At 65.0% G+C, this 21,930-nt stretch carries 22 protein-coding genes and 1 pseudogene; 16 read left to right on the top strand and 7 right to left on the bottom strand.

Annotated features, from left to right (window positions below; translation table 11 throughout):
* Positions 1-4: 4 nt before the first annotated feature.
* The 13 genes and pseudogenes from FSV73_RS12740 to FSV73_RS12680 all read left to right on the top strand — a co-directional run bounded on the left by FSV73_RS12740 (position 5) and on the right by FSV73_RS12680 (position 11,975).
* Positions 5-409, top strand: coding sequence for a F0F1 ATP synthase subunit I (locus FSV73_RS12740; protein WP_145008413.1), 405 nt, complete (start codon positions 5-7; stop codon positions 407-409).
* Between the two features lie 16 nt (positions 410-425).
* Positions 426-1,289, top strand: coding sequence for a F0F1 ATP synthase subunit A (gene atpB / locus FSV73_RS12735; RefSeq protein WP_145008228.1), 864 nt, complete (start codon positions 426-428; stop codon positions 1,287-1,289).
* A 139-nt stretch (positions 1,290-1,428) separates the two neighbouring features.
* Positions 1,429-1,686, top strand: coding sequence for a F0F1 ATP synthase subunit C (gene atpE / locus FSV73_RS12730; protein ID WP_003097235.1), 258 nt, complete (start codon positions 1,429-1,431; stop codon positions 1,684-1,686).
* 55 nt (positions 1,687-1,741) lie between these two features.
* Complete coding sequence (locus FSV73_RS12725; RefSeq protein ID WP_058761368.1) at positions 1,742-2,212, top strand: F0F1 ATP synthase subunit B; 471 nt, start codon at positions 1,742-1,744, stop codon at positions 2,210-2,212.
* A 12-nt stretch (positions 2,213-2,224) separates the two neighbouring features.
* The gene (locus tag FSV73_RS12720; RefSeq protein WP_007160121.1) at positions 2,225-2,761 is read left to right on the top strand and encodes a F0F1 ATP synthase subunit delta; all 537 of its coding nucleotides are present in this window, start codon (positions 2,225-2,227) and stop codon (positions 2,759-2,761) included.
* Between the two features lie 18 nt (positions 2,762-2,779).
* Positions 2,780-4,324, top strand: a complete 1,545-nt coding sequence (gene atpA / locus FSV73_RS12715) for a F0F1 ATP synthase subunit alpha (protein ID WP_145008227.1) — start codon at positions 2,780-2,782, stop codon at positions 4,322-4,324.
* A 48-nt stretch (positions 4,325-4,372) separates the two neighbouring features.
* Positions 4,373-5,236, top strand: a complete 864-nt coding sequence (gene atpG / locus FSV73_RS12710) for a F0F1 ATP synthase subunit gamma (protein WP_145008226.1) — start codon at positions 4,373-4,375, stop codon at positions 5,234-5,236.
* Positions 5,237-5,266: 30 nt separating this feature from the next.
* The gene (atpD, locus tag FSV73_RS12705) at positions 5,267-6,643 is read left to right on the top strand and encodes a F0F1 ATP synthase subunit beta (protein WP_145008225.1); all 1,377 of its coding nucleotides are present in this window, start codon (positions 5,267-5,269) and stop codon (positions 6,641-6,643) included.
* A gap of 38 nt (positions 6,644-6,681) precedes the next feature.
* Positions 6,682-7,107 (top strand): F0F1 ATP synthase subunit epsilon, encoded by a 426-nt coding sequence (locus FSV73_RS12700; protein WP_058761372.1) that lies wholly within the window; start codon positions 6,682-6,684, stop codon positions 7,105-7,107.
* Between the two features lie 155 nt (positions 7,108-7,262).
* Positions 7,263-8,630 (top strand): bifunctional UDP-N-acetylglucosamine diphosphorylase/glucosamine-1-phosphate N-acetyltransferase GlmU, encoded by a 1,368-nt coding sequence (gene glmU, locus FSV73_RS12695; protein WP_145008224.1) that lies wholly within the window; start codon positions 7,263-7,265, stop codon positions 8,628-8,630.
* A gap of 45 nt (positions 8,631-8,675) precedes the next feature.
* Positions 8,676-9,455: pseudogene (locus FSV73_RS12690) on the top strand (DeoR/GlpR family DNA-binding transcription regulator); the annotation flags it as partial.
* A 67-nt stretch (positions 9,456-9,522) separates the two neighbouring features.
* Positions 9,523-11,358, top strand: coding sequence for a glutamine--fructose-6-phosphate transaminase (isomerizing) (glmS, locus tag FSV73_RS12685; protein WP_145008222.1), 1,836 nt, complete (start codon positions 9,523-9,525; stop codon positions 11,356-11,358).
* 203 nt (positions 11,359-11,561) lie between these two features.
* The gene (locus FSV73_RS12680; RefSeq protein WP_145008221.1) at positions 11,562-11,975 is read left to right on the top strand and encodes a LysE family translocator; all 414 of its coding nucleotides are present in this window, start codon (positions 11,562-11,564) and stop codon (positions 11,973-11,975) included.
* Positions 11,976-12,017: 42 nt separating this feature from the next.
* Here the strand turns inward: FSV73_RS12680 and FSV73_RS12675 are convergent, their stop codons facing one another.
* Positions 12,018-12,368 carry an NADH:ubiquinone oxidoreductase gene (locus FSV73_RS12675; RefSeq protein WP_145008220.1) on the bottom strand — a complete coding sequence of 117 codons (351 nt, stop codon included), beginning with the start codon at positions 12,366-12,368 and terminating at the stop codon, positions 12,018-12,020.
* 51 nt (positions 12,369-12,419) lie between these two features.
* On the opposite strand from FSV73_RS12675, the gene FSV73_RS12670 reads away from it, so the two are divergent.
* Positions 12,420-13,376, top strand: a complete 957-nt coding sequence (locus tag FSV73_RS12670) for a CobW family GTP-binding protein (RefSeq protein WP_145008219.1) — start codon at positions 12,420-12,422, stop codon at positions 13,374-13,376.
* Between the two features lie 65 nt (positions 13,377-13,441).
* Positions 13,442-14,488, top strand: a complete 1,047-nt coding sequence (locus FSV73_RS12665; RefSeq protein ID WP_260856069.1) for an energy transducer TonB — start codon at positions 13,442-13,444, stop codon at positions 14,486-14,488.
* Here FSV73_RS12665 and ybaL read toward each other — a convergent pair.
* From ybaL to FSV73_RS12640, 5 genes are all read right to left on the bottom strand, one after another.
* Positions 14,485-16,206 carry a YbaL family putative K(+) efflux transporter gene (gene ybaL, locus FSV73_RS12660; RefSeq protein ID WP_145008218.1) on the bottom strand — a complete coding sequence of 574 codons (1,722 nt, stop codon included), beginning with the start codon at positions 16,204-16,206 and terminating at the stop codon, positions 14,485-14,487. The genes FSV73_RS12665 and ybaL overlap by 4 nt on opposite strands.
* A gap of 74 nt (positions 16,207-16,280) precedes the next feature.
* Complete coding sequence (locus FSV73_RS12655) at positions 16,281-16,763, bottom strand: acyl-CoA thioesterase (protein WP_007160109.1); 483 nt, start codon at positions 16,761-16,763, stop codon at positions 16,281-16,283.
* Positions 16,764-16,824: 61 nt separating this feature from the next.
* Positions 16,825-17,583: an SDR family NAD(P)-dependent oxidoreductase gene (locus FSV73_RS12650; protein ID WP_145008217.1), complete on the bottom strand. Its 759-nt coding sequence runs from the start codon at positions 17,581-17,583 to the stop codon at positions 16,825-16,827.
* 67 nt (positions 17,584-17,650) lie between these two features.
* Positions 17,651-18,052 (bottom strand): SMI1/KNR4 family protein, encoded by a 402-nt coding sequence (locus tag FSV73_RS12645; RefSeq protein ID WP_145008216.1) that lies wholly within the window; start codon positions 18,050-18,052, stop codon positions 17,651-17,653.
* 177 nt (positions 18,053-18,229) lie between these two features.
* Positions 18,230-19,087: a Tim44 domain-containing protein gene (locus FSV73_RS12640; RefSeq protein WP_145008215.1), complete on the bottom strand. Its 858-nt coding sequence runs from the start codon at positions 19,085-19,087 to the stop codon at positions 18,230-18,232.
* A 270-nt stretch (positions 19,088-19,357) separates the two neighbouring features.
* On the opposite strand from FSV73_RS12640, the gene FSV73_RS12635 reads away from it, so the two are divergent.
* Entirely contained in the window at positions 19,358-21,118 is a 1,761-nt protein-coding gene (locus tag FSV73_RS12635; RefSeq protein ID WP_145008214.1) for a cation:proton antiporter, read from the top strand.
* 381 nt (positions 21,119-21,499) lie between these two features.
* On the opposite strand, the gene FSV73_RS12630 is transcribed toward FSV73_RS12635, so the two are convergent.
* Complete coding sequence (locus tag FSV73_RS12630; protein ID WP_145008213.1) at positions 21,500-21,928, bottom strand: EamA family transporter; 429 nt, start codon at positions 21,926-21,928, stop codon at positions 21,500-21,502.
* Positions 21,929-21,930: the final 2 nt, after the last annotated feature.

Raw genomic sequence — 21,930 nt, 5'->3', positions numbered from 1 at the left:
GCCGATGGAGCGCCGCACGCCCAAACGCCTGCCCTTCCATCACCAGCCTGCCTTTCGCCTGCTGCTCGTCCAACTGGCCGTCGCGTCGTGTGCCGCCGTTGTCTTGTCTTGCTTCGTCGGTAAGGTCGCCGGGTACTCCGGATTGTTGGGCGGGCTGATTGCCTGGCTGCCCAATCTGTATTTTTCGTTCAAGGCGTTCCGCTACCGCGGCGCCCATGCCGCCCAAGCCATCGTCCGTTCTTTCTACGCGGGCGAGGCGGGCAAACTGATTCTCACGGCAGTGCTCTTTGCACTGACGTTTGCCGGGGTAAAACCGCTTTCGGCTCCTGCACTGTTCGGCGTCTACCTGTTGACGCTGATGGTCAATGCCGGCGCGCCCCTGCTACTGAAAAAACCGACTAGACCTTAAGGCATTCGAGGCACACATGGCAGCAGACTCCGCTTCGGGCTACATCCAGCACCACCTGCAGAACCTGACCTACGGTATGCACCCGGTGAACGGCTGGAGCTTCGCCCACACCCCCGCTGAAGCTAAGGAAATGGGCTTCTGGGCCTTCCACCTGGATACCCTCGGCTGGTCGGTCGTGCTGGGTCTGATCTTCCTGGTGCTGTTCCGCAGCGTCGCCAAGAAGGCCACCAGCGGCCAGCCCGGCGGCCTGCAGAACTTCGTCGAGGTGCTGGTCGAGTTCGTCGATGGCAGCGTCCGTGACACCTTCCATGGCAAGAATGCCCTGATCGCGCCCCTGGCCCTGACCATCTTCGTCTGGATCTTCCTGATGAACCTGATGGACCTGGTGCCGGTAGACTGGCTGCCGTCCGTGGCCGGCATGCTGTTCGGCGAGCACACCTACTTCCGCGTGGTGCCGACCACCGACCCGAACGCCACCCTGGGCATGGCCCTGTCGGTGTTCGCCCTGCTGATCTTCTACAGCATCAAGATGAAGGGTATCGGCGGCTTCTTCGGCGAGCTGACCCTGCACCCCTTCAGCAGCAAGAACCTGCTGCTGCAGATCATCCTGATCCCGATCAACTTCCTGCTCGAATTCGTCACCCTGATCGCCAAGCCGATCTCGCTGGCGCTGCGACTGTTCGGCAACATGTATGCTGGCGAGCTGATCTTCATCCTCATCGCCATCATGTTCGCCAATGGCGTGGCACTGGGTGGCCTGGGCATCGTGCTGCAGTGGGCGTGGGCGGTGTTCCACATCCTCATCATCACCCTGCAGGCGTTCATCTTCATGATGCTGACCATCGTCTACCTGTCGATGGCGCACGAAGAAAGTCACTAAGGAATGGCCCCCGGGCGCTGCTGACGGCGCCCGGAGGCGGTTCTGCCGTGAGTCCCGGCGGGCCCTGTCCGCCGGGTAACTTGGGAAAACTTTTTCGCTTCAACCTTAACCAAGACGACTAAAAAAGTCGGGAGGAAAGATGGAAACTGTAGTTGGTTTGACCGCGATCGCCGTTGCTCTGCTGATTGGCCTGGGCGCTCTGGGTACCGCCATTGGCTTCGGTCTGCTGGGTGGCAAGTTCCTCGAAGGCGCCGCTCGTCAGCCGGAAATGGTTCCGATGCTGCAAGTCAAGATGTTCATCGTCGCCGGTCTGCTCGACGCCGTGACCATGATCGGTGTTGGTATCGCCCTGTTCTTCACCTTCGCTAACCCCTTCGTTGGTCAGATCGCCGGCTGATCACCCTCGCGGGTGTAGGCAGGACTGATGGACAACGAACGAGCGAGGTGTTGGCGTGAACATTAATGCAACCCTGATAGGCCAGTCCGTTGCCTTCTTCATCTTCGTGCTCTTCTGCATGAAGTACGTGTGGCCGCCGATCATCTCGGCGCTGCGTGAGCGTGAGAAGAAGATTGCCGATGGCCTTGACGCTGCCAACCGCGCGGCTCGTGATCTGGAAGTGGCACAGCAGCAAGCCAACCAGAAAGTGAACGAAGCCAAGGGCCAGGCAGCCGAGATCATCGAGCAAGCCAACAAGCGTGCCGCTCAGATCGTCGAGGACGCACAGGCCAAGGCCCGTGCCGAAGGCGACCGGATCAAGGCGCAGGCTCAGGCGGAAATCGAGCAGGAAATCAACAGCGCGAAGGACGCCCTGCGTGCTCGCGTCGGCGTGCTGGCCGTGGCCGGCGCCGAGAAGATCCTCGGATCAACCGTTGATGCCAATGCTCATGCCCAGTTGGTCGACCGACTGGCAGCGGAAATCTAAGCGAGGCCACCAATGGCAGAACTGAACACGCTGGCCCGGCCCTATGCCAAGGCGGCTTTCGAGTTCGCACAGTCCCAGCAGCAGCTGACCCAATGGTCGGCCGCGCTAGGGCTGCTCGCCGCGGTATCCCAAGATGGGACCGTGCGCCAGCTGCTTCAGCAGCCGCAGTTGACTGCGGACGCCAAGGCCGGATTGCTCATCGACGTATGTGGCGATCAGCTGGATGCACAGTCCCAGAACTTCGTTCGGACCGTGGCAGAAAACAACCGGATCGACCTGTTCCCGGCCATCGCCGAGATCTACGAGGCGTACAAGGCCGAGCAGGAAAAATCCATCGAGGCGGAAGTCACCAGTGCTTTCGCCCTGAGCGACGAACAGCAAGACAAACTCGCCAAGGCTCTCAGCGCAAGGCTAGGTCGACAAGTGCGACTAAATGCATCCGAGGATGCGAGCCTGATCGGTGGTGTGGTTATCCGCGCCGGCGACTTGGTAATCGATGGCTCCGTTCGCGGCAAGCTCGCGCAACTGGCCGAAGCGTTGAAACCTTGAGTTTGAAGGGGCAGTAGCATGCAGCAACTCAATCCTTCCGAAATTAGTGAAATCATCAAGGGTCGCATCGAGAAACTCGACGTGACCTCGCAAGCCCGCAACGAAGGCACCATCGTCAGCGTCTCCGACGGTATCGTGCGGATCTTCGGTCTGGCCGACGTCATGTACGGCGAAATGATCGAATTCCCCGGCGGCATCTACGGCATGGCACTGAACCTGGAGCAGGACTCCGTCGGCGCCGTGGTCCTGGGTAGCTACCTGGGTCTGGCCGAAGGCATGAGCGCAAAGTGCACCGGCCGCATCCTGGAAGTCCCGGTCGGTCCGGAACTGCTGGGTCGCGTCGTCGACGCCCTGGGCAACCCCATCGATGGCAAAGGTCCGCTGAACGCCAGCGCCTCCGACGCCGTCGAGAAGGTCGCGCCGGGCGTGATCTGGCGTCAGTCGGTCGACCAGCCGGTGCAGACCGGCTACAAGGCCGTCGATGCCATGATCCCGGTTGGCCGCGGTCAGCGCGAGCTGATCATCGGTGACCGTCAGATCGGCAAGACCGCCATGGCGATCGATGCCATCATCAACCAGAAGAACAGCGGCATCCGCTGCGTCTACGTCGCCATCGGTCAGAAGCAGTCGACCATCGCCAACGTGGTGCGCAAGCTGGAAGAGAACGGCGCCCTGCACAACACCATCGTGGTGGCGGCCAGCGCGTCCGAATCGGCAGCCCTGCAGTTCCTGGCGCCCTACTCGGGTTGCACCATGGGCGAATACTTCCGCGACCGCGGTGAAGACGCCCTGATCGTCTATGACGATCTGTCCAAGCAAGCCGTGGCCTATCGCCAGATCTCCCTGCTGCTGCGTCGTCCGCCGGGCCGTGAAGCCTATCCCGGCGACGTGTTCTATCTCCACAGCCGTCTGCTCGAGCGCGCCTCCCGCGTCTCTGCCGACTACGTCGAGAAGTTCACCAACGGCGCCGTGACCGGCAAGACCGGCTCGCTGACCGCTCTGCCGATCATCGAGACCCAGGCCGGCGACGTGTCCGCCTTCGTTCCGACCAACGTGATCTCCATCACCGACGGCCAGATCTTCCTGGAAGCCGGCCTGTTCAACTCTGGCATCCGCCCGGCGGTCAACGCCGGTGTCTCGGTATCCCGTGTGGGTGGTGCGGCCCAGACCAAGATCATCAAGAAGCTGTCCGGCGGTATCCGTACCGCGCTGGCCCAGTACCGTGAACTGGCGGCCTTCGCCCAGTTCGCCTCGGACCTGGACGAAGCCACCCGCAAGCAGCTCGAGCATGGTCAGCGCGTCACCGAGCTGATGAAGCAGAAGCAGTACGCGCCCATGTCCATCGCCGAGATGTCCCTGAGCCTGTACGCCGCCGAGCGTGGTTTCCTGAGCGACGTGTCCCTGGACAAGATCGGTAGCTTCGAGCAGGCCCTGATCGCCTACTTCAACCGCGATCACGCCGACCTGATGGCCAAGATCAACGTGAAGGGCGACTTCAACGACGAGATCGACGCCGGCATCAAGGCGGGAATCGAGAAGTTCAAGGCCACGCAAACCTGGTAAGCCGCGACGGGGGCGCCAGCCCCCGTTTGCCAACCCGATAGGTGTCACATGGCAGGCGCAAAAGAGATTCGCGGCAAGATCGCGAGCATCAAAAGCACACAGAAGATCACCAGCGCCATGGAAAAGGTTGCGGTCAGCAAGATGCGTAAGGCTCAGGCCCGCATGGCTGCCAGCAAGCCTTATGCCGAGCGCATCCGCGCTGTGATCGGCCACCTGGCCAACGCCAACCCCGAGTACCGCCATGCCTTCATGGTGGAACGCGAGGTCAAGCGCGTCGGTTACATCGTGGTCAGCTCCGATCGGGGTCTGGCCGGTGGTCTGAACACCAACCTGTTCAAGGCTCTGGTCCGCGACATGAGCGACCAGCGCGGCAGGGGCGTGGAAATCGATCTGGCGGTGATCGGGGCCAAGGGTGCCTCCTTCTTCCGCAGCTTCGGCGGCAACGTGGTCGCGGCCATCAGCCACCTCGGCGAAGCGCCGGCGATCGGCGATCTGATCGGCAGCATCAAGGTGATGCTGGATGCCTACCTGGACGGCCGTATCGACCGTCTGTATGTGGTGTCCAACGTCTTCGTCAACACCATGACCCAGAAGCCGACCATCCAGCAGCTGGTACCCCTGGTGCCGACCGAGGGCGGTGAGCTGCAGGGCAAGCACTGGGACTACCTCTACGAGCCCGACGCCAAGACCCTGCTCGACGGTCTGCTGGTGCGCTACGTGGAATCCCAGGTGTACCAGGCCGTGGTCGAGAACGCTGCCAGCGAACAGGCCGCGCGGATGATCGCGATGAAGAACGCCACGGACAACGCCGGCGATCTCATCAAGGAGCTGCAGCTGGTCTACAACAAGGCTCGCCAGGCTGCGATCACCCAAGAAATTTCGGAAATCGTCGGCGGCGCCGCCGCGGTCTGACGGACAGCTTAAACATTCGAGGAACGCGAAATGAGTAGCGGACGTATCGTACAAATCATCGGCGCCGTGATCGACGTGGAATTCCCGCGCGACGCGGTACCGCGCGTCTTTGACGCCCTCAAGGTGCAGGGTGCCGAAACCACCCTGGAAGTCCAGCAGCAGCTGGGCGACGGCGTGGTCCGTACCATCGCCATGGGTAGCACCGAAGGCCTCAAGCGTGGCCTGGACGTGGGCAACACCGGCGAGGCCATCAAGGTCCCGGTCGGCGTCAAGACCCTCGGCCGCATCATGGACGTGCTGGGCAACCCCATCGACGAAGCCGGCCCCATCGGCGAGGAAGAGCGCTGGGAAATCCACCGCAAGGCCCCGTCCTATGCTGAGCAGGCGGGCGGTAACGACCTGCTGGAAACCGGCATCAAGGTCATCGACCTGGTCTGCCCCTTCGCCAAGGGCGGCAAGGTCGGCCTGTTCGGCGGCGCCGGCGTGGGCAAGACCGTCAACATGATGGAACTCATCCGTAACATCGCCATCGAGCACAGCGGTTATTCCGTGTTCGCCGGCGTGGGCGAGCGTACCCGTGAAGGGAACGACTTCTACCACGAGATGAAGGACTCCAACGTTCTGGACAAGGTCGCCCTGGTCTATGGCCAGATGAACGAGCCGCCGGGCAACCGTCTGCGCGTGGCCCTGACCGGCCTGACCATGGCCGAGAAATTCCGTGACGAAGGCCGTGACGTCCTGCTGTTCGTCGACAACATCTACCGCTACACCCTGGCCGGTACCGAAGTGTCCGCGCTGCTGGGTCGTATGCCGTCCGCGGTGGGCTACCAGCCGACCCTGGCCGAGGAGATGGGTGTCCTGCAGGAGCGCATCACCTCCACCAAGCTGGGTTCGATCACCTCCGTCCAGGCCGTCTACGTGCCTGCGGATGACTTGACCGACCCGTCCCCGGCGACCACCTTCGCCCACCTGGACGCCACCGTGGTTCTGTCCCGTGACATCGCCTCCCTGGGTATCTACCCGGCGGTCGATCCCCTGGACTCCACCTCGCGCCAGCTGGACCCGAACGTGATCGGCCAGGAGCACTACGACACCGCTCGCGGCGTCCAGTACGTGCTGCAGCGCTACAAGGAGCTGAAGGACATCATCGCGATCCTGGGCATGGACGAACTGTCCGAGTCCGACAAGCAGCTGGTATCCCGCGCCCGTAAGATCCAGCGCTTCCTGTCCCAGCCGTTCTTCGTGGCCGAAGTCTTCACCGGTTCGCCCGGCAAGTACGTGTCCCTCAAGGACACCATCGCCGGCTTCTCCGGGATCCTGCGCGGCGACTACGATCACCTGCCCGAGCAGGCGTTCTACATGGTCGGCGGCATCGACGAAGCCATCGAGAAAGCCAAGAAACTGTAACTGCCGCGCCCGGCGACGGGCGCTCTTAGAGGCACGCTATGGCCAAGACAGTCCAATGCGACATCGTCAGCGCGGAAGGGGAAATCTTCTCCGGCGCGGTGGAGATGATCATCGCCCACGGCCACCTGGGTGATCTGGGTATCGCCCCGGGCCATGCGCCGCTGCTCACCGACCTGAAGCCGGGCCCCATCCGCCTGGTCAAGGCCGGGGGCGCCGAGGAGGTGTTCTACATCTCCGGCGGTTTCCTGGAAGTGCAGCCGAATGTCGTCGAAGTGCTGGCCGATACCGCCAGCCGCGCCGCCGACATCGACGAGGCTGCCGCTCTGGAAGCCAAGCAGCGCGCCGAGGCAGCACTGAGCGACAAGGGCACGGAGTTCGACTACACCGCTGCCGCCACTCAGCTCGCCGAAGCCGCCGCCCAGCTGCGCACCATCCAGCAGCTCAAGCGGCAGGCCAAGCGCTAAGCGCAAGGTCAGGCTGTAACGACAAGGGTAGCTTCGGCTACCCTTTTCTTTTGTCGCCCGAAAAGTGGCGCGAGAAATTCCGCGTGGTCGGCGCTCACGGGGCCCTGTCGCCCTCGGCCGCCGGTCCGTCTCTTCCTCCTGTCTCCGAGGTTCCGATGTCTCTGGAAATCGTCATCCTGGCCGCTGGCCAGGGCACCCGCATGAGATCCGCTCTGCCCAAGGTGCTGCATCCGGTAGCCGGTCGCAGCATGCTGGGGCATGTCCTCGACCGCGCCCGTGAACTGCAGCCGGCCGGCATCCACGTCGTCATCGGCCATGGCGCCGACCAGGTTCGCCAGCAGCTGGCGGCGGACGACGTGAGCTTCGTCCTCCAGGCCGAACAGCTCGGCACCGGCCATGCGGTGGCCCAGGCGGCGCCGGCGCTGAAGGCGGAGCGGGTGCTGATCCTCTATGGCGATGTGCCGCTGATCCAGACCGAGACCCTGCAGCGCCTGCTGCAGCAGGTGGATGACCAGCACCTGGCGCTGCTGACGGTGGAGCTGGACGATCCCACCGGCTATGGCCGCATCCTCCGTGACGGCGAGGGCCGGGTGACCGCCATCGTCGAACACAAGGACGCCAGCGCCGCCCAGCGCGCCATCCGCGAAGGCAACACCGGTATCCTCGCCGTCCCCGGCCAGCGCCTGGCCGACTGGCTGGGCCGGCTGTCCAATAGCAATGCCCAGGGCGAGTACTACCTGACCGACGTCATCGCCCTGGCGGTAGCGGACGGCCTGACCGTCGCCACCAGCCAGCCGGCGGATGCCATGGAAGTCCAGGGTGCCAACGATCGCCGGCAACTGGCGCAGCTGGAGCGTCACAACCAATTGCGCGCTGCCGAGCGCCTGATGCTGCAGGGCGTGACCCTGCTGGACCCGTTGCGCTTCGACCAGCGTGGCCAGGTCGAGGCCGGGCGGGATGTCTCCATCGACATCAATGTCATCCTCGAAGGCCGGGTGGTCCTGGAAGATGGCGTGGTGATCGGCCCGAATTGCGTGATCAAGGACAGCGTCCTCAAGCGCGGTGCCCTCATCAAGGCCAACAGCCATCTGGACGGCGCCGTTGTCGGGGAGGGCGCCGACGTCGGTCCCTTCGCCCGGCTGCGCCCTGGCAGCGAACTGGGCAGCAAGGCCCATGTGGGCAACTTCGTCGAGTTGAAGAACGCCCACCTGCAGGACGGCGCCAAGGCCGGCCATCTCACCTACCTGGGCGATGCACTCATAGGGGCGGGCAGCAACATAGGCGCGGGGACCATCACCTGCAACTATGACGGAGCCAACAAGTTTCGAACCGAAATCGGCGCGGACGTCTTCGTCGGCTCCAACAGCTCCCTGGTGGCCCCGGTCACCCTGGGTGACGGCGCGACTACGGCGGCAGGCTCGGTCATTACGGCGGACGTGCCGGCCGATACCCTGGCGCTGGGCCGTGCTCGTCAGGTCAACAAGGCGGGGTGGCAGCGACCGAAGAAGGCGCCCAAGGCTTGACGAAAGTCCGCGATTAGGTTTTGATTCGATCCATTATCTTTCGAATCGAAATTTATGACCCGTCGCAATACCGCTCAGCGTCGCCACGCCATCCTCGCCCAGCTCCAGCAGCAAGGCGAGGTGAGCGTTGACGAACTGGCCCGCCAGCTGGAGACCTCGGAGGTCACCATCCGCAAGGACCTGGCCACGCTCGAGCGCAATGGCCTGCTGCTGCGTCGCTATGGCGGCGCGGTGGCCATGCCCCAGGAGTTGTTGGCGGAGGCACCGCCCCAGGCCTCGCCCTTCAAGCAGGCCATCGCCCGGGCCGCGGCCCAGCGCCTACGCGAACATGCGCGGATCATCGTCGACTGTGGCAGCACCACGGCGGCGCTGATTCCCCAGCTCGACCGCCGCCCCGGCTTGGTGGTGATGACCAATTCGCTGCAGGTGGCCACGGCCCTGCGTGAGCTGGAACAGGAGCCCATGCTGCTGATGACCGGCGGGACCTGGGATCCGCATTCGGAATCCTTCCAGGGCCAGGTCGCCGAGCAGGTGCTGCGTTCCTACGACTTCGATCAGCTGTTCATCGGCGCCGATGGCCTCGACCCCGAACGCGGTACCACCACCTTCAACGAACACCTGTCGCTCTCGCGCGTGATGGCCGAGGTCGCGCGCGAGGTGGTGGTCATGGCCGAAGCGGACAAATTGGGCAGGCGGATTCCGAATCTGGAACTACCGTGGGAAAGGGTAGACGTCCTCATCACCGATGAACGCCTGGCGCCCGCGGCGGCACTGGCAATTGAAAGACACGGTGTGCAGGTGGTCCGCGCCGCTGTGGACAACTAGACAATCAGGTCATCCACAGCTGGCGCTGAAGCGTCGCTGTGGATAATGCAGGCAACGGGAGGTAAGCATGTGTGGAATTGTCGGCGCCATTGCCGAGCGTAACATCACCGCCATTCTGGTCGAGGGTCTCAAGCGCCTGGAATACCGTGGCTACGACAGCGCCGGGCTGGCGCTGCTGGACGCCCAGGGCGAGCTGCAGCGACTGCGCCGCATCGGCAAGGTCAGCGAGCTGGAGGCGGGGCTGCTCGCCGATCCGCTGGCCGGTCGCCTGGGCATCGCCCATACCCGCTGGGCTACCCATGGCGCGCCCACCGAGGCCAATGCCCACCCGCATTTCTCCCAGGGTGACGTGGCGGTGGTGCACAACGGCATCATCGAGAACCACGAAGCCTTACGCGCCCAGCTCAAGGCCCAGGGCTACGTCTTCACCTCCCAGACCGATACCGAGGTCATCGTCCACCTGTTGCATCTCAAGCTGCAGGACAGCGGCGATCTGACCACGGCGCTCAAGGCGGCGGTCAAGGAACTACACGGTGCCTACGGCCTGGCCGCCATCTGGCGCCAGCAGCCGGATCGCCTGGTGGCGACCCGCAGCGGCAGTCCCCTGGTCATCGGCCTGGGCCTGGGCGAAAACTACCTGGCCTCCGACCAGTTGGCCTTGCGCCAGGTGACGGATCGCTTCGTCTACCTGGAGGAGGGCGACGTCGCCGAGATCCGCCTGGATCAGGTCAGCCTGTGGGACGTCGATGGCCAACCGGTACAGCGGGAAACGGTGCAGTACCACGAGGGCAGCGAGGCCGCCGACAAGGGCGCCTATCGCCACTTCATGCTCAAGGAAATCCATGAGCAGCCCAGCGTGGTCCAGCGCACCCTGGAAGGCCGCCTGGGCGATGGCCAGGTCTTGCCCGAGGCCTTCGGTCCGTCCGCAACCGAGTTGTTCGCCAAGGTCCGCCAGGTGCAGATCGTCGCCTGCGGTACCAGCTTCCATGCCGGCTCGGTGGCCCGCTACTGGATCGAGGAGTACGTGGGGATTCCGTGCCAGGTGGAAGTGGCCAGCGAATTCCGCTACCGCCGCGTCGCCGTCAGCCCGGACACCCTGTTCGTCACCATCTCCCAGTCCGGCGAAACGGCCGACACCCTGGCCGCCCTGCGCATGGCCAAGCAGTCCGGCTACCTGAGCAGCCTGGCGATCTGCAACGTGGCGACCAGCTCCCTGGTGCGCGAATCCCAGCTGAGCTTCCTGACCCAGGCCGGTCCCGAGATCGGCGTGGCCTCCACCAAGGCCTTCACCACCCAGCTGGTGTCGCTGTTGCTGCTGACCCTGAGCCTGGGGCGCTGCCAGCAGCGCCTGGCTGCCGGTATCGAAGCCGAACTGGTCGCCGAGTTACGCCGTCTGCCGGCACGACTCGATGAAGCCCTGGCCATGGACAAGACCGTGGAGAAGCTGGCGGAGTCCTTCGCCGAGAAGCACCACACCCTGTTCCTCGGGCGCGGCGAGCAATACCCGGTGGCCATGGAGGGCGCGCTCAAGCTCAAGGAGATCTCCTACATCCACGCCGAGGCCTATCCGGCGGGCGAGCTCAAGCATGGGCCCCTGGCCCTGGTGGATGCCGACATGCCGGTGGTGACGGTGGCGCCCAACAACGAGTTGCTGGAGAAGCTCAAGTCCAACCTGCAGGAGGTACGGGCGCGGGGTGGCCAGCTGATTGTCTTCGCCGACGAGCGTGCCGGCTTCGAGCAAGGCGAAGGCACCCGCATCGTGTCCATGCCGCACATCCACGACGCCCTGTCGCCGATCCTCTACACCATCCCCTTGCAGCTGCTGTCCTACCATGTGGCCGTGTTCAAGGGCACCGATGTGGACCAGCCGCGCAACCTGGCGAAATCGGTGACCGTGGAATAAGCCAAGGTTCCACGTGGAACGCTCGGAGCGCCGAGCCGTTGCAGCGGCCAGGTAGCCTCGGCTACCGTCTTCTGCATGGCGTTCCGGCGCTCCGAGCTCAAGGCACTGGTTGGGGTGCACGTCGGAGCCCGCGCTAGGCATCCCGGCCTGAGCGCAGGCTACCCCCGGTGATTCAAGGAAAGTTGTCCAGGCGAGGTGCAAGGATGTCGCTCCACGATTGGCTAGGTTTCGTCGCAGTCGCCCTGCTGGTTACCCTCACCCGCAGCAGCGCCTTCGACAGGCTCGACCCGCCGGCCAGGCGTGCGCTGTCCAATCGCAGACTGCTGTTCAACGGGGTCCTGGTGGCGCTGACCAACCCCAAGGCGATCCTGTTCTTCGCCGCCTTCCTGCCGCAGTTCATCCGCCCGGACAGCGACTCGCACGCCCAGCTGGGTCTTCTCGTGCTGACCTTCGCGGCCTGCTCGCTGCTTTCCCATGGCTGCTACGTGACCCTGGCGCGGGTGCTCCGGCGCCAGCTCGTCGCGCCGCATCGTGCCCGCCTGCTGAACCGGCTGTTCGGCGCGTCCTTCGTGGCCTTGGGGGCGAGTCTGTTCACCGTTCAGGCCAAGGTAGCCTGAGTGGCGCACGACGCTCTCGCCGGCGCCGGGTGGTGGAATTCGTCAGGGTACCCGCCAACTGCCCCGGTTCTGCTGGACACAGGCGACGGCGAGGAAACGCCCGTCGCCGGGTTCGCCGTAGTAGTGGATGTCCTGCCGATAGGGTACACCGGGGCTGCGGGCGCCCTGGCAGATGCCGATCTCGCCCACCGGGCACCGCTCGACGAAACGGACCTCGGTCTGCTGACCCTTGAGCTGGGGCTGGCAGAAGCCCTCGTGGAACAACTGGGCGGGGATGTCGATATTGCTCTGGCAGACCTGCACGTCCACACTGCCTTGGCGACTGCGGATCACGCAGGCATCGGCGAGCGCCAGTGACGGCAACAGGGCCAGGGTCATCAACAGTCGCCACATTCCAGCCAATCTCCCAGACGAAACCGCCACTCTAGCATTCGACCTTTCGCCATGCGCCTAGCCGATATCAAGACCCATGTGATCGCCGGTCCCCTGGGTGCCGGCAAGACGACCCTGATCCGCCAGCTGTTCGCCCAGCGTCCGGGTGACGAGCGCTGGGCCATCCTGGTCAACGAATTCGGCCAGATCGGTCTCGATGCGGCGCTCATGACCACCGCCGACGACGGCCTGGCCATCGCCGAGGTACCGGGTGGCTGCCTGTGCTGTGTGCAGGGCGTGCCCCTGCAGGTGGCCCTGACCCGCCTGCTGCGGCGGGCGCGGCCACAGCGGCTGTTCATCGAACCCTCCGGCCTGGGGCATCCGGCCAGTCTCTATCGCCAGCTCCAGGCGCCGCCCTGGGCCGGGGTACTGACCCTACAGCCGCTGGTCTGGGTGGTGGATGCCCGGCAACTGGTCGATGGCCCGCCCCTGGTGGCGGCCCAGCAACAGGCCCTGGAGCTGGCCGGTCTGGTGGTGCTCAACAAGAGCGAGCACCTGGAGCGCACGAATCCGCCCCCGCTGCTGCGCGACCGGCCGCTGTACTGGACCTCGGCGGGCCGGATCGCCCTGGAGGACCTGCCACGGACGACGACCGCCATCTCGGCAAGCGGCGAGCTACCCGAGCCGGAGGGCGCCGCGCCACCCCAGGCACTGCTGCTGCCCGGTCGACCGCTGAGATTCAGCCATACCCAGGAGGGGCAGCATGCTCTCGGCTGGCGCTGGCACCCGAGCCACAGCTTCGCCGGTCCGACGCTGCTGGCCCTGCTGGCGGATCTTCCGGGTCTGTTGCGGCTAAAGGCCTGCCTGCAGCTGGAAGACGGCTGGCAGGCCTACAACGGCGTGGCCCGGGAAGGACACTGGGAGCCGACCCCCTGGCGACGGGACAATCGGCTGGAGTTGATCCTGGCGGAAATGCCAGACCTAGAGGCCCTTGAAAAGGGGATACGCGGGACCATTCGCGACATTTGAGGTTGCCAAATTCGTTCAGTTAATGATAATGATTATTAAATTGACTTCCTCTGCGTATCGTTCCCATGGCTCTGACGCCCCTTGCCCGACCTGAACCGACCGTAGTCGCCGAGCGCTCCGACGGCGAACACGTCGAATCCATCCAAGGACCCAACAGGGCCGCCATGGTGGGCGATGTGGAACCGGTCGCCGGGGTCAACGCAAACCGTGGCGAGTCTTCCGCCACCATCCTGTCGTTCCGGATGCCGGAGCGAAACGAAGAGATCCTCACCCCGGCGCTCACCTCGGTAGGAGCCGCCGAGCCGGGTGAACAGCCACCGCGCGGCCGTGGCTGGGGCGCTGCCTCGGCCCTGTCGCTGATCATGCATGCCAGCATGGCCGCGGCGCTGTTCCTGGTGGTTCAGACGCCACCCGAGCTGAAGATCGCCAAGGGTGACGAGCCCATGCAGGTTAGCTTCATCCAGCTGCCCAAGCCGGTACCGGAGCCACCCGCGCCCACACCGGCACCGCCCGCGCCTCCGCCGCCGCAACCCGAACCGCCACCGCCGGAGCCGCCCAAGCCCGTGGAGCCGCCGAAACCGGTGGAGCCGCCGAAACCGGTGGAGCCGCCCAAGCCGGTGGTGGAAAAGCCCAAACCCAAGCCGAAGCCCAAGCCGGTCGAGCACAGCCAGCAGAAGCCCCTGCCGAAGAAGGTCGAGCCCACGCCTGAGCCGGTCGCCGAGGCGGCACCGACGCCGGCACCCGCGCCGGCTACCACGGCCGCACCCAGTCAGCCGACGCCGGCGGCCGCGCCTCCCGGTCCGCCGAAGACCGCAGGCCTGCCAACCGGCAGCATCGATGACGCCGACATCCGGCCGATCAAGATGACGGCGCCGGAGTATCCGGAAATCCTGCGTCGCCGTGGGGTAGGGGGTGAGGTGCGGGTGATGTTCACTGTGACCGCCGACGGGCGCCTCGCCGATATCCAGGTGCTGGAGGCCTCGAACAAGCAACTGGAACGCGCCGTACTCGACGTGCTTGGCGAATGGCGCTTCGCGCCGCGGGTGTCTGGCGGCCAGATCGTGCCGCGCAAGGCCACCAAGACCTTCAACTTCAAGATCCAGCGCCGCTAGGCCGCGGCGCCTCCGGGCTCCGCCTCGGTCTCGCCGGGCCGCTCCAGGCCTAGGTAGCGGAACATGCCATGGGCGATTTCCCGTTCGCCCATGATCACTTCGTCGACGCCATGACCTTCCAGATGCCGGATCTCGTCGTCGTGGTGGGCACGGGCGAGGATGTGCAGGTCGGGTGCCAGCTCCCGGGCCCGGCGGGCGATTTCCGCCGCTTCGAAGCCATTGGGTATCGCCAGCAGCAGGGCCCGCGCTTCCGCGAGTTTCGCCCGGGCCAGCACCTTGTCCTGGGTCGCGTTGCCCAGGATGGCCTTGAAGCCTTGCTGCCTTAGCGCCGTGACATGGTCGGGCTCGTCGGCGATCACGATCAGGGGCGGACCCTCGCCGCTCAGACGGTCGCAGATGTAGCGTCCCACCCGGCCATAGCCCACCAGCACCAGATGCCCCCGGTGCGGCACGGGATCGGGCTCGTCGTCGTCCAGTTCCGGGGCATGCTTGCCCTTCGTGTTGATCAGGCGCCGGCCTTCCCGGCGCTCCATCCAGGGCTGCAGCAGATCGATGCCGTGGAACAGCAGCGGATTGAGGATGATGGAAATGATGGCGGCGGCCAGGATCAGGTCGTGGGCGCCTTGGTCGAGCAGCTTCAGCGACAGCCCGAGGCTGGCGAGGATGAAGGAGAATTCACCGATCTGCGCCAGGCTGGCGGCGATGGTCAGGGCCACGCTGAGCGGACGGCGATAGGCCAGGACGATGAGCGTCGCGGCGATGGATTTGCCGAAGACGATGACCGCCACCGTCGCCAGTACCGCCCAGGGTCGTTCCAGCAGGATTTCCGGATCGAACAGGCAGCCCACCGAAAAGAAGAACAGCACGGCGAAGGCTTCGCGCAGGGGCAGCGAGTTTTCCGCGGCATCGTGGCTGAGCTCCGATTCGTTGAGCACCACGCCGGCGAAGAAGGCACCCAGGGCGAAGGAGACGCCGAACAGCGATGCCGAGCCATAGGCGATACCCATGGCGATGGCCAGGGTCGCCAGGGTGAAGAGTTCGCGCGAGCCGGTGCGCACCACGCGCGCCAGCAGCCAGGGGATGAACCGCCGGCCCACCAGCAGCATCAGGGTGATGAAGGCGCCGACCTTGAGCGCGGTGAGGCCCAATTCCAGACCCAGGCTCTGGCCGGGCTCCTCGCCGCCATCGCCGCCCAGGGGTCCTGCCAGGGCCGGCAGGACCACCAGGGCCAGCACCATCAGCAGGTCTTCGACGATCAGCCAGCCCACGGCGATGCGCCCGCGGCGGCTTTCCACCATCTGGCGCTCTTCCAGCGCCCGCAGCAGCACCACGGTACTGGCCACCGACAGGGACAGGCCGAACACCAGGCCGCTCCCCAGCCCCCAGCCGAGGACATGGCTCACGCCCATGCCCATGAGGGTGGCCACGGCGATCTGGACGATGGCCCCGGGGATGGCGATGCGTTTGACCGCCAGCAGGTCCTTGATGGAGAAATGCAGGCCGACGCCGAACATCAGCAGGATGACGCCAATCTCGGTCAGTTCCCTGGACAGTTCGGGGTCGGCGACGAAGCCGGGCGTGTAGGGGCCGGCAACGACTCCGGCGAGCAGGTAGCCGGCGATCGGTGGCAGCCGCAGGCGGGTGGCCAGGGTGCCGAAGACGAACGCCAGGACCAGGCCGATCGCCAGGGTTGATATCAGGGGGGTGTCATGGGACATGCTGGCTCCAGGGATGTGGCTTGCCAGATCCTGGAGCCGCTGCCGTCGGACGACGGCGACCTAGCCGGCAAAACTCAAAAGGTTTCCTTGAGTGCCTGATAGCGCTCTTGAAGTTCCCGACGGATCTGCCGGCGCTGCTGGGCCTGCACGCAGCGGCGCTTCTCGTCCGCGGTCACCGGTTCGAGCTGGGGCACGGGGCAGGATTTGCCGTTCTCGTCCACCGCCACCATGGTGAAGAAGCAGCTGTTGGTGTGGCGCACCGAACGCTGCTGGATGTTCTCGGTAATGACCTTGACGCCGATTTCCATCGAGGTGGTCCCGGTGTAGTTCACCGAGGCCAGGAAGGTCACCAGTTCACCGACGTGCACCGGTTCGCGAAAGATCACCTGATCCACCGACAGGGTAACCACATAGCGCCCGGCATAGCGGCTGGCACAGGCATAGGCCACTTCGTCGAGATGCTTGAGCAGGGCTCCGCCATGGACATTGCCGGAGAAATTGGCCAGGTCCGGCGTCATCAGGATGGTCATGCTCAACTGGTGGTTGCCGGCTTCCATGGATGAATCCTCGAGGATAAAAGCGGTAGACGGCGCGCTGGCACCGTCTGTCACAGCGGGATCAGCGGCCGGCGGACAGGCCGAAGTCGATCGGCAGGTCGGCACCCGAGATGGCGGCAGCCTGGGGTTGGCAAAGAAAATAGACGAACTCGGCCACTTCCTCGGGTTGGATGAAGCGCGCGGTATCGCCCTGGGGATAGCGGTTGAGCAGGTTGCGCCGGTAGCCGGCGGGATCGCCGCTGCCATAGTGCGCCGCCTGGAAATCCAGCATGGGGGTATCGATGTCGCCCGGCGACACGGCGTTGACCCGCACGCCGTCCCGGGCGAGTTCCACCGCCAGGTTCTGGCTGAAGAAGCGCACCGCGGCCTTGGCCGCGCCATAGGCCGCTGCGCCGGCGATGGGCTGGCGGCCGGCCCCGCTGGCGACGTTGATGATGACGCCGCGGTTTTCCTTGAGGAAGGGAATGGCGGCCGAGCACATGAAGAAGGTGGCCTTGAGGTTGACCGCCATCACCAGGTCGTAATCCTCCTCGCTGAAGGTCTCCACCTCACCCTCGCGCCAGATGCCGGCGGCGTTGATCAGGGCGTCCAGCCGTCCGGTACGGGCGAGCACCTTGCTGACCAGCGAGCGACAGCCCTCGGCGCTGGAAATGTCGGCGGTCACGCTGGAATCCAGGCCCACGATACCGTTGAGTCCGTGCAGGCCTTCGGCATCGCGGTCGGCCGCGGCGACCCGCCAGCGGCTCTGGGCGAAGCGTTGCGCCAGGGCGCGGCCGAGGCCACCCGCGGCACCGGTGATCAGGACGACGGGAGTGCTCATGGGGCATCCTCCAGAGTGATGGCCTTATCCAGACCCAGGCCAGGCGGGGTCGTTCAGTGGCGCCCGGTCAGCTTTCCAGCCAGACGTCGCGCGCCCAGATCCACACCGAATCCCAGGATTCGTCGGTCAGGTCGCCATCTTCCCACAACAGGACCTCGCCTTCCTGGCTGACGCAGTAGTAGCCGTCATCGCTGGCGCAGAGGGGAATGTACTCGCGCGGCAGGCCTTCGTCCCAGGCGGTGGCGGCGACTTCCGGCAGATAGGTATGGGACTGGGGATCGGTGACCGTCACCGGCTCGATGCGGCCGTACACCACATCGCTGACGGTCAGCAGGAATTCACGGAATTCCGGCGGCAGGCTGATGAGCAGTTCTTCCTCGATCTCGACCAGCAGGTCTTCGTCGGGCAGCTCCAGGGGCACGGGAACGGTTTCGTTTTCTTCACGCAGGCGTTCGATGACGTCTTCCATAGCAGGCCTCTCTCGAGATGCGCACCGGATGGGAAAAGAGGCGCGCAAGGTTAGCAGTTCAGTCCGGGATAACGGCAGCTTCCGCGCGGACTTGATAGCGGTTTCGAGAGATGGTCGGCATCGGCCCGAGACGAAAAAGCCCGGCTTAGAGCCGGGCTTTCGAGGGGCACGCCCGCATCAGGCGTTCTGGCGGATACCGGCCAGCAGCCAGGGCTGGTTCTCGCCCGCCATGCGCTCCATGCGCCAGCTTTCGCTGAACGGCTGGCCCTGGTCGAAGCGCGATTCCTTGGATACACCGCTGAAGGTAATGGTGGCGATGGTCTTGCCTTGCAGGTCCTCGACCCCATCCAGGCTGGCGTTCAGGTTCTCGATGTAGGTGGACTGGAAGCCTTCACCCAGGGCGGCGCGCTCGTCACGCAGCCACTGCAGCATCTGCGGGGTGACGAACTCGGCGATCTTGTCCATCTCGTTGGCATCCCAGTGCTGCTGGAGGCTCATGAAATGGTCGCGACCAGCGGCGACGAAGCGCTCGGCATTGAACCAGCTCGGTGCGTTGATCACCGGTGCCGCGCCTGCGGCGGCACCGCCGAACAGACCGCCGTTGCTGGGCTGGTTCGGCATCTCGCGTTGCATCGGCGCATGACCGGCGACGGCGGGTTGCGGACCGGCTTGCTGCTTGCGACGGGCGATGAGGCGGAAGATCACGAAGGCGATGAGCGCCAGGATCAGGAAGTCGAAGAACTGGAAGCCTTCGAAGCCGTCACCCATGAACATGGAGGCCAGCAGGCCACCGGCGGCGATACCGGCCAGCGGGCCGAGCCAGCGCGAGGCGCCACTGGGACGGGCAGCGGCAGCGGCGCCAGCACCGGCGGCGGGTGCGGCCATGCCCGGCTGCTGCGTCGGCGCAGCCTGGCGGGTCTGGTGGATGGGCGCGGCGCCAGCGGACTTGCCGGCGCCCATGCGTTTGGCATTGGCATCCAGGCTGAGCGTGAGGCCCAGGCACAGGATCATGAAGATGCTCATCAGGCGTTGCATGTGGTGTTCTCTCTGTGAAGAGTCTGGTGTTGGATACATCTTGCGCTGCCCGGTCAAGTACAGCCAGCGTGAATTGTTTCGGTATTTTGCCCTGTCACGACCCCGGCGAAACGCTGGAAGAGTCTGCCAAGCGCTGGAAATTTTCCAAGCACATCAATCTATTACAGATTTTTGCAAAATCCGTCACAAGAGTGTGCAGCTGCTAGTCTTGGACTCCAGTCAGCGCAGGTGTCGGGAGAGTGCCCGGCCCGTCATAGGAGGGCCCGGCCGATGCATGCTCTAGCTTTCATCCAGGACATGGCGGTCATCATGCTGGTGGCCGGGGTGGTGACCATCCTCTTCCACCGCCTCAAGCAGCCCGTGGTCCTGGGTTACATCCTCGCCGGCTTCATCATCGGACCCCACACCCCGCCCTTCGGTCTGATCCACGACGAAGAAAGCATCAAGACTCTCGCCGAGGTGGGGGTCATCTTCCTGATGTTCAGCCTCGGCCTGGAGTTCTCCCTGCGCAAGCTGTTCCGGGTCGGCGCCACGGCTTTCATCGCCGCCTTCCTGGAAATCAGCCTGATGCTCTGGCTGGGCTATCAGGTGGGCCAGCTGTTCGGCTGGTCGCACATGGATTCGCTGTTCCTCGGCGCCATCCTGGCCATCTCCTCGACCACCATCATCGTCAAGGCGCTCAACGAGCTGAAGATGAAGCACGAGCGCTTCGCCCAGCAGATCTTCGGCGTGCTGATCGTCGAGGACATCCTCGGCATCGGCATCATTGCCCTGCTGTCGGGCCTGGCGGTGAGCGGCTCGGTGGAGCCGGGCGCGGTGGCCGCGACCCTGGGCAAGCTGAGCCTGTTCATGATCGTCGCGCTGGTCATCGGCATCCTGCTGGTGCCGCGGCTGCTGGCCTACGTGGCGACCTTCGAGAGCAACGAGATGCTGCTGATCACGGTGCTGGGACTGTGCTTCGGCTTCTGCCTGCTGGTGGCCAAGCTGGAGTACAGCGTGGTGCTGGGCGCCTTCCTGATCGGCGCCATCATGGCCGAGTCGCGCCAGCTGCTGAAGATCGAGAAGCTGGTCGAGCCGCTGCGCGACATGTTCAGCGCCATCTTCTTCGTCGCCATCGGCCTGCTGCTCGATCCCAAGGTGCTGATCGAGTACGCCTGGCCGATCACGGTGATCAGCGTTGCCGTGGTGCTGGGCAAGATCCTCGCCTGCAGCCTGGGTACCCTGATCGCCGGCAACGACGGTCGCACCTCGCTAAGGGTCGGCATGGGCCTGGCGCAGATCGGCGAGTTCTCCTTCATCATCGCCACCCTGGGTATCACCCTGGGGGTCACCAGCCACTTCCTCTATCCGGTGGCGGTGGCCGTCTCGGCGATCACCACCCTGCTGACGCCCTACCTGATCAAGGCGGCCGATCCCCTGGCCCTGTGGATCGGTCGCTGGCTACCGCAGCCCCTGCAGCGGGTGCTGGGCATCTATGGCGAATGGCTGCGCAGCATCCAGCCCCAGGGCGAGAAGGCGGTGCTGGCGGGCATGATGAGGCGCATCCTGCTGCAGGTCGGCATCAACCTGTCGCTGGTCATCGCCATCTTCCTCGGCGGCGCCTACTTCGCCAGCGGCCTGGCGAGCTGGCTCAGTACCTGGATCGCCGACCCCGACCAGCAGAAGGCCTGCATCTGGGGCGGGGCGCTGCTGCTGTCGCTGCCCTGCCTGATCGCCGCCTATCGCAAGCTCAAGGCGCTGGCCATGCTGATGGCCGAGCTCAGCGTGCGGCAGAACCAGGCCGGTCGCTATACCCAGCCGGTGCGGCGCCTGGTCAGCGAACTGATCCCGCTATTGTCGCTGGCCGGCATCCTGGTACTGCTCGCCGCCCTGAGCAGCAGCATCCTGCCGCGCGGGGAATGGCTGCTGCTGATCGGGCTGGTCGCGGTGGGGGTGATCGCGGTGCTGTGGCGCTGGTTCATCCGGGTGCATTCGCGGTTGCAGATCGCCTTCATCGAGACCCTGGAGCAGGACAAGGGCGGACAGCACTAGGCCGCGTTTCCGGGATCCGAACATTGCCGTGCCGGGGTCGACACGGCAGAATCGCTCTAAGTCGGCCGTTTGCATCAGACGGGTCGATGGCAAGGGACTGCACTATGCAGGAAATGGGCTTGGCCGCTTTCTGCCGTCCGGCAATCTCCCACCGGTGGCCAGGCCCGTTTCCTGCGCCCTTTTCAGAGTCTATTCAACGTTTCGCGAGCTAGAGCAAAACAAGGCGAAACGACCAGCGGGAGTAACAGCCAACGGCTGGCCCAAAGGGTGAGCGCTAGCGAATCAAAGACCCGAAGAAGCGGAGTTTACGAGTGGTAAATGAGCATCCGAGGGGCTTTTCAACGCAGTTTGGCCGACGCGCAGCAAACTTTGTATAGGCTCTCAGGGCTTCCAGGCCAACAGCAGCACGCCCCCGCCGATGGCGGCGATGCCGCACCATTGGCGCAGGTCCAGACGCTCGCCCAGCAACGCCACGCCGAAGATCGCCACCAGCACCACGCTGAGCTTGTCCACGGGCGCCACCAGCGAGGCCGGGCCCAGCTTGAGCGCCCGGTAATAGCACAGCCAGGACAGGCCGGTGGCCACGCCCGACAGCAGCAGGAACAGGTAGGTACGGCCACCGATGCTGGCGAGGGGTTGTGCCTGGCCGGTGGCCGCGACGATGGCAGCGAGCACCACGACCACCACCAGGGTACGCAGCAGCGTGGCGAAGTCGGCGTTGACGTGCGCCACGCCCAGCTTGCCGAAGATGGCGGTGAGGGCGGCGAAGCCCGCCGCCAGTAGCGCCCAGAACAGCCAGGAGGTGGTCATGG

This window comes from Pseudomonas oryzihabitans (assembly GCF_007665395.1).
GTDB classification, from domain to species: Bacteria; Pseudomonadota; Gammaproteobacteria; order Pseudomonadales; family Pseudomonadaceae; genus Chryseomonas; species Chryseomonas psychrotolerans_C.
The sequence above is the reverse complement of the archived record's forward strand: the minus strand, read 5'-3'. Positions and strand labels throughout refer to the sequence as shown.

What these genes read in the sequence shown, in the direction of transcription:
- FSV73_RS12740 (WP_145008413.1), top strand. Translation starts at nt 5, where the DNA reads ATGGAGCGCCGCACGCCCAAACGCCTGCCCTTCCATCACCAGCCTGCC.
- atpB (WP_145008228.1), top strand. Translation starts at nt 426, where the DNA reads ATGGCAGCAGACTCCGCTTCGGGCTACATCCAGCACCACCTGCAGAAC.
- atpE (WP_003097235.1), top strand. Translation starts at nt 1,429, where the DNA reads ATGGAAACTGTAGTTGGTTTGACCGCGATCGCCGTTGCTCTGCTGATT.
- FSV73_RS12720 (WP_007160121.1), top strand. Translation starts at nt 2,225, where the DNA reads ATGGCAGAACTGAACACGCTGGCCCGGCCCTATGCCAAGGCGGCTTTC.
- atpA (WP_145008227.1), top strand. Translation starts at nt 2,780, where the DNA reads ATGCAGCAACTCAATCCTTCCGAAATTAGTGAAATCATCAAGGGTCGC.
- atpG (WP_145008226.1), top strand. Translation starts at nt 4,373, where the DNA reads ATGGCAGGCGCAAAAGAGATTCGCGGCAAGATCGCGAGCATCAAAAGC.
- atpD (WP_145008225.1), top strand. Translation starts at nt 5,267, where the DNA reads ATGAGTAGCGGACGTATCGTACAAATCATCGGCGCCGTGATCGACGTG.
- FSV73_RS12700 (WP_058761372.1), top strand. Translation starts at nt 6,682, where the DNA reads ATGGCCAAGACAGTCCAATGCGACATCGTCAGCGCGGAAGGGGAAATC.
- glmU (WP_145008224.1), top strand. Translation starts at nt 7,263, where the DNA reads ATGTCTCTGGAAATCGTCATCCTGGCCGCTGGCCAGGGCACCCGCATG.
- glmS (WP_145008222.1), top strand. Translation starts at nt 9,523, where the DNA reads ATGTGTGGAATTGTCGGCGCCATTGCCGAGCGTAACATCACCGCCATT.
- FSV73_RS12680 (WP_145008221.1), top strand. Translation starts at nt 11,562, where the DNA reads ATGTCGCTCCACGATTGGCTAGGTTTCGTCGCAGTCGCCCTGCTGGTT.
- FSV73_RS12675 (WP_145008220.1), bottom strand. Translation starts at nt 12,368, where the DNA reads ATGTGGCGACTGTTGATGACCCTGGCCCTGTTGCCGTCACTGGCGCTC.
- FSV73_RS12670 (WP_145008219.1), top strand. Translation starts at nt 12,420, where the DNA reads ATGCGCCTAGCCGATATCAAGACCCATGTGATCGCCGGTCCCCTGGGT.
- FSV73_RS12665 (WP_260856069.1), top strand. Translation starts at nt 13,442, where the DNA reads ATGGCTCTGACGCCCCTTGCCCGACCTGAACCGACCGTAGTCGCCGAG.
- ybaL (WP_145008218.1), bottom strand. Translation starts at nt 16,206, where the DNA reads ATGTCCCATGACACCCCCCTGATATCAACCCTGGCGATCGGCCTGGTC.
- FSV73_RS12655 (WP_007160109.1), bottom strand. Translation starts at nt 16,763, where the DNA reads ATGGAAGCCGGCAACCACCAGTTGAGCATGACCATCCTGATGACGCCG.
- FSV73_RS12650 (WP_145008217.1), bottom strand. Translation starts at nt 17,583, where the DNA reads ATGAGCACTCCCGTCGTCCTGATCACCGGTGCCGCGGGTGGCCTCGGC.
- FSV73_RS12645 (WP_145008216.1), bottom strand. Translation starts at nt 18,052, where the DNA reads ATGGAAGACGTCATCGAACGCCTGCGTGAAGAAAACGAAACCGTTCCC.
- FSV73_RS12640 (WP_145008215.1), bottom strand. Translation starts at nt 19,087, where the DNA reads ATGCAACGCCTGATGAGCATCTTCATGATCCTGTGCCTGGGCCTCACG.
- FSV73_RS12635 (WP_145008214.1), top strand. Translation starts at nt 19,358, where the DNA reads ATGCATGCTCTAGCTTTCATCCAGGACATGGCGGTCATCATGCTGGTG.
- FSV73_RS12630 (WP_145008213.1), bottom strand. Translation starts at nt 21,928, where the DNA reads ATGACCACCTCCTGGCTGTTCTGGGCGCTACTGGCGGCGGGCTTCGCC.